Genomic DNA, 8921 nt, shown 5'->3' on the forward strand with positions numbered 1-8921 from the left:
TGATACCATTTTTCTTTATACTATCACTGAGGCAGGTTGGACATTTGATTGCTAGAGTTATTTGCATTTCTCTATTTTATCAAAATCCAATCGGCTTTTTCTTCAGCATACTTTTTGAAACACTACCGAGGAGATTATTTATGACATTTAATAACAATGAAAATACACGTGTGTGGTTTATTACAGGTGCAAGCAGTGGACTAGGATACGAATTCACAAAAAAAGCATTGGAGTCAGGAGAGAAGGTTGTTGGTGTTGCTAGAAATATTGAAAAACTGAATGAGTTAAAATGCCAGTTTGAAGGAATGTTACTTCCTTTAAGTCTTGATGTTACTGATAGAAGTGCTGTTTCGACTACAGTGGAAACTGCCATTAAACATTTTGGAAGACTCGATATTGTCATTAACAATGCAGGGAATATGGTAATGGGAATGATTGAAGAATTTAGTGAAGATGAAGTTAGAAGCCAAATGGAAACTAATTTCTTCGGTACAGTATGGGTAAGTCAAGCTGTTATGCCGTACTTGCGGGCACAAGAATCAGGTCATATTATCCAGATATCTAGTATTGGTGGACTGATTAGTGGTCCAATGTCGGGAATCTATAGCGCTAGTAAATTTGCTTTAGAAGGATTTAGCGAGGCTTTAGCACAAGAAGCTGCACATTTTGGTATAAAAGTATCTATCGTAGAACCTGGAGGTTACTGGACGAATCTATACTTAAAAATGAGTTTTACTACACAGAAAAAAGAGTATGATTCATTACGTGAAAAGTTGGCCCAACAATATTCAAACGAATCGGTGGATAGTGATCCTAAGTTAGCCGCCGAAGCTATAATGAAACTGGTTAATAGTGAGAATCCGCCTCTCCGATTAGTTCTGGGAAGCCTTGTATATGATTTAGCTGTTGAAAATGCAGAAAAACGTATATTTACATGGAAAGAGTGGGAATCAGTCAGTCGTTCTTCGGAACATGGGATTCCTGCACCAGAAGGATACGGAATAATTGAGGAATAGAAACCCTAAGAAATAAACTCTCTAAACTACAAAAACTAATTAATGATTTAATATGTTTATTAACTTAATCGCTAGAAAGGGAGGCGATTGTATGGAATTGATAAAAATGAGAGGAATAGAAAAATATTTTGGAGGCAAGCTTCTTTTTACTTTTGATAAATTAACTGTTTTTAAGAACGATATTATTGGTGTAGTCGGGTTAAACGGAAGTGGAAAAACGACGTTGTTGGAGATCATTAACAATGATATAGCTCCTGACAAGGGAAATGTTGAGGTTAAGGGAGATATCTCTTATTATAAACAATTCGGTCAATACCACGAATCAGTAGATTCTTGGCAATTGAAAGAATTTCGCTCCAGCTCAACAATATCTGAAGGTTGGTTCAGTGGTGGGGAAAAAACTCGTTTACGTTTAGCTGAGACTTTTTCTAAGAGTAGTTCAATACTTTTACTAGATGAACCAACAGCGAATTTAGATACTAAAGGGATTCAATTGCTAAAGCGAAATTTAGGAAAATATAACACAATGATGATTATTAGCCACGATACAAATTTATTAGATGAATTGTGTAATCGAATTATTGAGATTGACAACAATACCATTAACTGTTTTGACGGGAATTATACTGCATATAAACAGCAGAAGGAACATCAAATTCACACTGAGAAAAGAGAATATGAAAATTATCAAGCAAAGAAAAAGCAACTAGAGGAAGCTTATTTGCAGAAAAAAAGGCAAGCTGAAGCGATAACAGATAAGCCAAGGAATATGAGTAATTCTGAAATTAGAGCTAGAAGTTTCATATCTACTTACAAGTCTTTTGGAGGGCGACAAAAAGCAATAGCAAAGCAAGCAAAAGCCGTGCAATCACGAATAGAGCAGTTAGATGTAAAAGAACAAGTCGAAGAACAGGCAAATATTCGAATTAATTTTGAGCTAACAAATCCCCCGAAAAATAAAATATTAATTCGTGGTGAAGAAGTAACTTTTGGATATGATAATCATTTGATTTTTAATCATGCCTCTTTTGAAATCCGAAACAAACAAAAAGTTGCTGTATTGGGGGATAATGGAAGTGGTAAATCTACTCTTTTTTCTTTAATCAGAAATAAGTATGAAGGGATCTATGCTGTACCGAAATTAAAAATTGGTTATCTGTACCAAGAGTTTGAAAATTTGCAGCCAGATAAAACTTTACTGGAGTCTGTCTTGTCTGACAGTGTACAAGAAAATCAGGTGGTGTTTCAAAAAGTATGCTGACATTAAATGAAGCCATTATTGATGTAAAAAAAGGTTAAGTCGAAAGCTTTAAAATGGTTTTCAATCTTTTTTGGGCACTGTTGCAAATAGAGATTTGAGTCGATGATGTTCCCTTTAAAAAGTGCTTAGAGACCGAAAACCCTGTTGATTAGACACACTTCACCCTGAGGCTGACCATAATAAAATGACGATGCTTGTCCTTTACGTAGTGCACGCATGACTTCAATACCTTTAATTGTGGCATAAGCAGTCTTCATAGATTTGAATCCTAATGTGGCCCTGATGATTCGCTTTAACTTACCATGATCACATTCAATGACATTATTTTTATACTTAATCTGCCTGTGCTCAATATCTACTGGACATTTTCCTTCTCGCTTTAACCGTGATAAAGCATGGCCATAGGTCGCTGCTTTATCTGTATTGATGACCCGTGGAATTTGCCATTTTTTCACCGTATTGAAGATCTTTCCTAAAAAACAATAGGCTGATTTACTGTTCCGTCTAGCGGAAAGGTAAAAGTCAATCGTATGACCACGTTGATCAACTGCACGATACAGGTAAGTCCATCGCCCCTTCACTTTGATATAAGTCTCATCCATATGCCATGAATGTAAATCTGTAGGGTTACGCCAATACCAGCGTAACCGTTTTTCCATTTCTGGAGCATAACGCTGAACCCAACGATAAATTGTACTGTGATCCACATTTATGCCTCGTTCAGCGAGCATTTCTTGAAGTTCACGATAGCTGATGCCATATTTACAATACCAACGAACAGCCCAAAGAATGATTTCACCTTGAAAGTGCCGACCGTGGAAGGGATTCATCTGCTGTATCTCGAAATAAATAAGATATTTAGCTTATCATGTCAGCCTATTTGCAACAGTGCCTTTTTAGGTGGTTCCGCTAGGGTATACTGAAAATAAACTTGTCCTGTACCTGATTCCAGTAAAACACTCTCCGAAAATATCGAGACGATTCACGGTTGGTTACAGATAGTTTGGGTGTTATTTTTATCTCTATGCTTGATAGGCTTTATGAGCTTACCACAAATAATTTTTCATTCGGTCAGTCCTCGCTTTCATCCGACCAATTTTGACTCAACTCACTCACCAAACGACTCTCATCGCATTTAAAATCAATATAGTGATAGGTATTGGCAGGCAATAGCCAATCCTGCCCTGTCAGTGGACATTTTTGTTCCATATCTTCTGCCTGTGTCCAATCACGGTAATTCATTAGAAAATAATAGGTGGGTACACCTGTGCTTTGTTCAATGATACGGCACAATTCTCGACCTATTTTGCTATGCTCAGAATTGGGATTTTGCATTTGCTCTAAGGCAAAGGCTTCACTTACTGGTTGAGAACCAAGCCACAAACGATATAACGCTTCAGCCTGACGATACCATGACCACACATTATCATAACAAGGGTGATCAGGTTGGGTATATGGGATTTTATATAGAGGAATGCCTTGTAAGGTTACTCCATCTAGTAAAGGCGAACTCCAGCCCCAACGCAACATGTAAAATTCAGATTGCGTTGGTACGGCATAACGGGGAAGAGGATAGTCATGGTCTTCTCCGATATACAAGGTTTGAATGGGTTTACCTGCTAACTGTTCGATTTTATTGTGCATTTCTTGGGCATAGCTGTTCATATTTTTACGGTCAAGGGCATCCATTTCAGGACACACCACAGTCACGCGAGTAATATCATTTTGGCTAACAGCTAAATGATGGTTACGGGGTAATATTTGTCCGTTGCCTTCTAAATTTCCTAAATAACAAAATACATCATGGTCGTGGCTATCATCATCTTCAGCGATACCTGTATATTGGGGTATGATAATATCAAAGGCGTGCATTTTTATATCTCATGCTTAATTTATATTAAATATATTTGGGGATGTTGCTGTTGAAATTGGTTAAAGTGCTGTCTTGTAGTGTCAATTTAACCTATACCGTCAATGCCGTACACTCTAAATATTAATAATACTTAAACTACTTGATATTATAACTATAATTTTTCTTATCATATTTACCGAAATAAGGAACAGCTACATCCTTATGCACTGTATTATTACTATCAGTATATGTAATTACTATAGAGTCTTCGGTGTCAGAATATTTTATAGGATACTTAAATGATTGATTAGGAGATAAATTACCTATATTTTCTGATTTATTAGTGGTTTTATAAGTTAAATTAACCTTAGTTATATCTTCGGAGGTTTTGTTATTTATAATTAGCATCCCTTCTGATTCACTTTGACTGGAACAAGCCACAGTAATTAATGCACTTAAGCTAATTACATACAGTTTTCTTATTGAGATCTTCACGAGCCAAACCTTTAGTTATTTTATTTAATACAAAATAATTCTATGCAAGAAATGCCACTCTCAACTTCTTAAGCCTATTGGAATGGCTGTATTACAAGAATTGTAAGTTTAATATTGAAAGTCTAACCTTCGTAAAATAAATGATTTAGCGAAAAAAAGTTGAGAGTTAAGCATAAAATGGAATCTTATTTTTCACCAAAGGAATTAGAAGATGTTAAAGAACCATTAGTTATAACTTTCATTTTGAGACTACCCTAAATTCTGTGTAACTATCTAGTTTTCTAAAATACTTCTTAAATTTTGTCAAAATGGCTTTATTAGCTCGAAAAACTAACTTTCTATACACCATGAAGTACACCGCGACTACCTAAATAACTCAATATACCAATATCATTAGCCTACAGCCTAAGGTTCTAGTCCTCACTAGGGTACCGAAGCAGTGAAATTGGTTTGCCATAGGCATACTAATCAGAGTATGAAAAAGAAACTCCTCTCTCTGCAAATTCTTGATTGAAAACACTAAGAACCTTCATACTAAAAGTATAATAAATAAGTACTAGCCTTTCTATTATGGTGATGTCGTTCATATTCCAAGATATTCTCCGATCATCTAATAACCCCTCCCAACTAGGATCGTTTATTTTAGGTATAGATTGACTGCCGTAAGAAGGTATTTGATCAACTAAATGACGCATATCATCGAGTTTTTGATTTGATAGGGGTTACCCCAGAATTTGGAGAAAATAGTACGACAAGGAATTTTGTCGACTAATTAATTTATTAAAATCAAAGATTTATATTTTTATGCTTTGCCTGTCTGCTAGAGATTGGCAACATGCAATTTAATTGAAAGATTTTTAACGAAGTTCTTAAATAACAACTACATAGAAGTAAATAAATGTACTTACCGCCCTATAATTTCCGTTTTCTGTGCTGACCCCTAATATAGCAGTTTTTCACTGAATAGAACTCAGATAACTTATCATTTGGTGATAGTCAGAAGCCTTTATTCCCTTAAAATAATTTTTGTTTTTGATATCAAGGACTACTTCTACCACAACCTGTAAACAGCGAATAAAAATCTTAAAATTTAAACCCTAATTTCGATAAGAAGGGTAAATATACTTTCTGCTTTTCACTATCTAATAATGCTTCAGCAATTTGTTCAGCAAACACATCGTAACTTCGACCTGCTTGCCCTTGTGCCAAATACGATGCCTCATGTAATTGAGATATTTTTTTAGCGAAGGCAAAGCGTTGATTATCGGTCATGGTTATAAACATATCTACTGTATGTGGATCACGCTCTGTCTTTTCAGCTTTTACCGTTTTGGGCTTGGTTCTTTGTTTAAATTTAAAGGTAAATCCTGTAATAGTGCGACCTTGCTTGTGTTGCTCATATTCAGCAATAATATCCGTGTGTTCGTTAATTTGACGGCACTGTTGCAAATAGAGATTTGAGTCGATGATGTTCCCTTTAAAAAGTGCTTAGAGACCGAAAACCCTGTTGATTAGACACACTTCACCCTGAGGCTGACCATAATAAAATGACGATGCTTGTCCTTTACGTAGTGCACGCATGACTTCAATACCTTTAATTGTGGCATAAGCAGTCTTCATAGATTTGAATCCTAATGTGGCCCTGATGATTCGCTTTAACTTACCATGATCACATTCAATGACATTATTTTTATACTTAATCTGCCTGTGCTCAATATCTACTGGACATTTTCCTTCTCGCTTTAACCGTGATAAAGCATGGCCATAGGTCGCTGCTTTATCTGTATTGATGACCCGTGGAATTTGCCATTTTTTCACCGTATTGAAGATCTTTCCTAAAAAACAATAGGCTGATTTACTGTTCCGTCTAGCGGAAAGGTAAAAGTCAATCGTATGACCACGTTGATCAACTGCACGATACAGGTAAGTCCATCGCCCCTTCACTTTGATATAAGTCTCATCCATATGCCATGAATGTAAATCTGTAGGGTTACGCCAATACCAGCGTAACCGTTTTTCCATTTCTGGAGCATAACGCTGAACCCAACGATAAATTGTACTGTGATCCACATTTATGCCTCGTTCAGCGAGCATTTCTTGAAGTTCACGATAGCTGATGCCATATTTACAATACCAACGAACAGCCCAAAGAATGATTTCACCTTGAAAGTGCCGACCGTGGAAGGGATTCATCTGCTGTATCTCGAAATAAATAAGATATTTAGCTTATCATGTCAGCCTATTTGCAACAGTGCCCTATAAAAAGGGAGCTTTAGAGACTGTAAATAAAACTGTATTTACACAGAATTATTTACACCCTCGTGTGACAGTGCCGCCCTAAATTAAATAACAAATTTTTTCTATCTTTACTCTTGAATTGTCATTTAGATCAGGATAACTACAATAATTCTCTGATCCCCCAAATCTCTCAAGTTTTTCTAATATTTTCCTGTACATACCTCCCTTTTAAGCGTATCTAGATTTGTATTTGGAATTATATATTCTTCTTTTGTAGGTTCCATAGCTATTGGATCACCTGTTACTTCTTTGTACATAACTCCTCCTAGTCTTCGGAATTTTTCTTGTTCGCAATCTATCTCATATAGAACTGTTGACCTATTCTTCTCCTCTTTAAACTCGGTTTCTACCCAAGCTCTTGTTATTTTGGGATTCTTTGTACTATTTAATTTTATAATTTTAGATTGATAATTTGCATTATCTATAATTATTTTTGCAAATATATTTTGAGCATTAAGAACCATTACGCTGATTAATGTAATTTTTAATAGTCTTTTCACCTACTTAGTCTCTTTAAAGCTAATTTCCAGAAATATACTTATATTATTTCTGTTGTTCAATTTATTTTTTAATTTAATAATTTTAAATGGGTTAAATGGGTAAGGACACACAAATGGGAAAAACTCCCTGTTGCTATACGAGATCAATTTAAGAAGTAACTAGCCAAAGTCATAGAGCAGCCACATATTCCAAAGAATATGCTGAGAGGCAATCTTGCAGGTTGCTATAAAATTAAATTATTAAAAGCTGGTGTCAGACTTGTCTATCAATTTAAAGATGATCAGGTAGTTATCTTGCTCATCACAGTCGGGAAACGAGCTGATAGCATAGTTTATGACGAAGCTAAAAAGCGTATTAAAGACTAAAAATGGGAGCTTATAGCTCCCATTTTGAATGGGTTCTAACATTTTGACTTTGCATAGCACCTATTATATTAATTTTAGGAATACTTAAGTTTAGTTAAGAACAATAGTCTTGTTTAAATCTTGAATAAGGAACATTTCTACGTTGTGTTAGATCTTTCCCTTTTAAATCATTGGCTAATTTATCTGATAATTCTTCACTAGATTTTATTTTGTTTGGAACCCATGAATAAGCATGTCTAGGTAAAATTTCAAAAAGATTAGTCATACCAGGTACATAAGAATACTTAAATTGAGTATAAACTTGATCATAGAATCCCTTACAGATTCTATCATTTTCTTTTGAAACTAAATTTCTATTCATAGATGTTGAGAAGTCATATAAGCTCCCATTTTTGTATTCATAATCATATTTTTTCCCAGTTTTAGGACTTTGGCTTGATGTTATTTTTATACCTGAATTAAGCTCTGAAATAGTAATATCTAATGACTCTTTGAATTCAATAGTTTCAGATTTAATTAATTTTGCTAGATCGTTAAACTCATATATAAAATAATGGCTTTCTGGGCTACTCATACCAAACCATGCGCCACATGTACTTGTTACAACATAAGTATTCTGCTGTTGCTTATATATCTTTTCTAAGATTTCACATTGTGGGTCGATCTCACTAATAAAACCAGCATTTCTATTATTGTTCTCAATAGAAAATGGATACTGTTTTACATATAACTCACTGTATTTATTTGTTATTTTATATAAACCAATATTTTCTGGATAACCTTCATTATTTTTTATAAATTTGAATGGCTTAACTTCAATGGCATACGCAACACTACCAGCCATTATGAGAATATTTAGTAGAAATATTTTAGAAAGAGGACTTTTCACTTTAAATACCTTATAAGTTTAAATTATAAAGTAATTTTAGCTACTAATTAAAAAAAAGGTGAAATATTCAATTATTAATTGTCCATTTAACATAATGGATATTATACGAAGTACACTTGTAACTCCAAAATAGAAATGTCCGGTTTCTCCAAAGTAAAAATGTCCGCTTTTAGAATATGCGCTGTTGCAATTTTCTTAGCGGACGGTTTGATATGTTGGTGTCTATGTCGGATAAAGAACTTAA

General features: G+C 34.6%; 10 protein-coding genes. 3 read left to right on the forward strand and 7 right to left on the reverse strand.

The annotated features are described in order from the left end of the window. Positions 1–140: 140 nt before the first annotated feature. Both FTU58_RS13570 and FTU58_RS13575 read left to right on the forward strand, forming a co-directional pair. Entirely contained in the window at positions 141–1016 is an 876-nt protein-coding gene (locus tag FTU58_RS13570; protein ID WP_078081115.1) for an SDR family oxidoreductase, read from the forward strand. A gap of 91 nt (positions 1017–1107) precedes the next feature. Continuing rightward, positions 1108–2277 (forward strand): ATP-binding cassette domain-containing protein, encoded by a 1170-nt coding sequence (locus FTU58_RS13575; protein WP_179989164.1) that lies wholly within the window; start codon positions 1108–1110, stop codon positions 2275–2277. A gap of 125 nt (positions 2278–2402) precedes the next feature. Here FTU58_RS13575 and FTU58_RS13580 read toward each other — a convergent pair whose 3' ends face one another. From FTU58_RS13580 to FTU58_RS13605, 6 genes are all read right to left on the reverse strand, one after another. Further along, a complete protein-coding gene (locus FTU58_RS13580; protein WP_043963410.1) occupies positions 2403–3107 on the reverse strand; it encodes an IS6-like element IS1008 family transposase in 705 nt (234 codons plus the stop codon). Positions 3108–3348: 241 nt separating this feature from the next. Continuing rightward, positions 3349–4149 carry a DUF2310 family Zn-ribbon-containing protein gene (locus FTU58_RS13585; RefSeq protein ID WP_114237944.1) on the reverse strand — a complete coding sequence of 267 codons (801 nt, stop codon included), beginning with the start codon at positions 4147–4149 and terminating at the stop codon, positions 3349–3351. Positions 4150–4285: 136 nt separating this feature from the next. Beyond that, a complete protein-coding gene (locus tag FTU58_RS13590; protein ID WP_114237945.1) occupies positions 4286–4624 on the reverse strand; it encodes a hypothetical protein in 339 nt (112 codons plus the stop codon). Between the two features lie 1083 nt (positions 4625–5707). Further along, the gene (locus FTU58_RS13595; RefSeq protein WP_218944957.1) at positions 5708–6073 is read right to left on the reverse strand and encodes a RepB family plasmid replication initiator protein; all 366 of its coding nucleotides are present in this window, start codon (positions 6071–6073) and stop codon (positions 5708–5710) included. A gap of 39 nt (positions 6074–6112) precedes the next feature. Beyond that, positions 6113–6817 (reverse strand): IS6-like element IS1008 family transposase, encoded by a 705-nt coding sequence (locus FTU58_RS13600; RefSeq protein WP_043963410.1) that lies wholly within the window; start codon positions 6815–6817, stop codon positions 6113–6115. Between the two features lie 245 nt (positions 6818–7062). Further along, positions 7063–7422: a surface-adhesin E family protein gene (locus FTU58_RS13605; RefSeq protein WP_179989163.1), complete on the reverse strand. Its 360-nt coding sequence runs from the start codon at positions 7420–7422 to the stop codon at positions 7063–7065. A gap of 171 nt (positions 7423–7593) precedes the next feature. Between FTU58_RS13605 and FTU58_RS13610 the strand changes: the two genes are divergently transcribed. Next, positions 7594–7788 carry a type II toxin-antitoxin system RelE/ParE family toxin gene (locus tag FTU58_RS13610; RefSeq protein ID WP_050595110.1) on the forward strand — a complete coding sequence of 65 codons (195 nt, stop codon included), beginning with the start codon at positions 7594–7596 and terminating at the stop codon, positions 7786–7788. A gap of 94 nt (positions 7789–7882) precedes the next feature. On the opposite strand, the gene FTU58_RS13615 is transcribed toward FTU58_RS13610, so the two are convergent. Then, complete coding sequence (locus FTU58_RS13615; protein WP_031946098.1) at positions 7883–8677, reverse strand: hypothetical protein; 795 nt, start codon at positions 8675–8677, stop codon at positions 7883–7885. Positions 8678–8921 lie beyond the last annotated feature (244 nt).

It is taken from the genome of Acinetobacter sp. YH12120 (genome assembly GCF_013418795.1).
Taxonomy (GTDB): domain Bacteria; phylum Pseudomonadota; class Gammaproteobacteria; order Pseudomonadales; family Moraxellaceae; genus Acinetobacter; species Acinetobacter towneri.

Coding starts and splice junctions, on each gene's coding strand:
- FTU58_RS13570 (WP_078081115.1), top strand. CDS start 141: ATGACATTTAATAACAATGAAAATACACGTGTGTGGTTTATTACAGGT.
- FTU58_RS13575 (WP_179989164.1), top strand. CDS start 1,108: ATGGAATTGATAAAAATGAGAGGAATAGAAAAATATTTTGGAGGCAAG.
- FTU58_RS13580 (WP_043963410.1), bottom strand. CDS start 3,107: ATGAATCCCTTCCACGGTCGGCACTTTCAAGGTGAAATCATTCTTTGG.
- FTU58_RS13585 (WP_114237944.1), bottom strand. CDS start 4,149: ATGCACGCCTTTGATATTATCATACCCCAATATACAGGTATCGCTGAA.
- FTU58_RS13600 (WP_043963410.1), bottom strand. CDS start 6,817: ATGAATCCCTTCCACGGTCGGCACTTTCAAGGTGAAATCATTCTTTGG.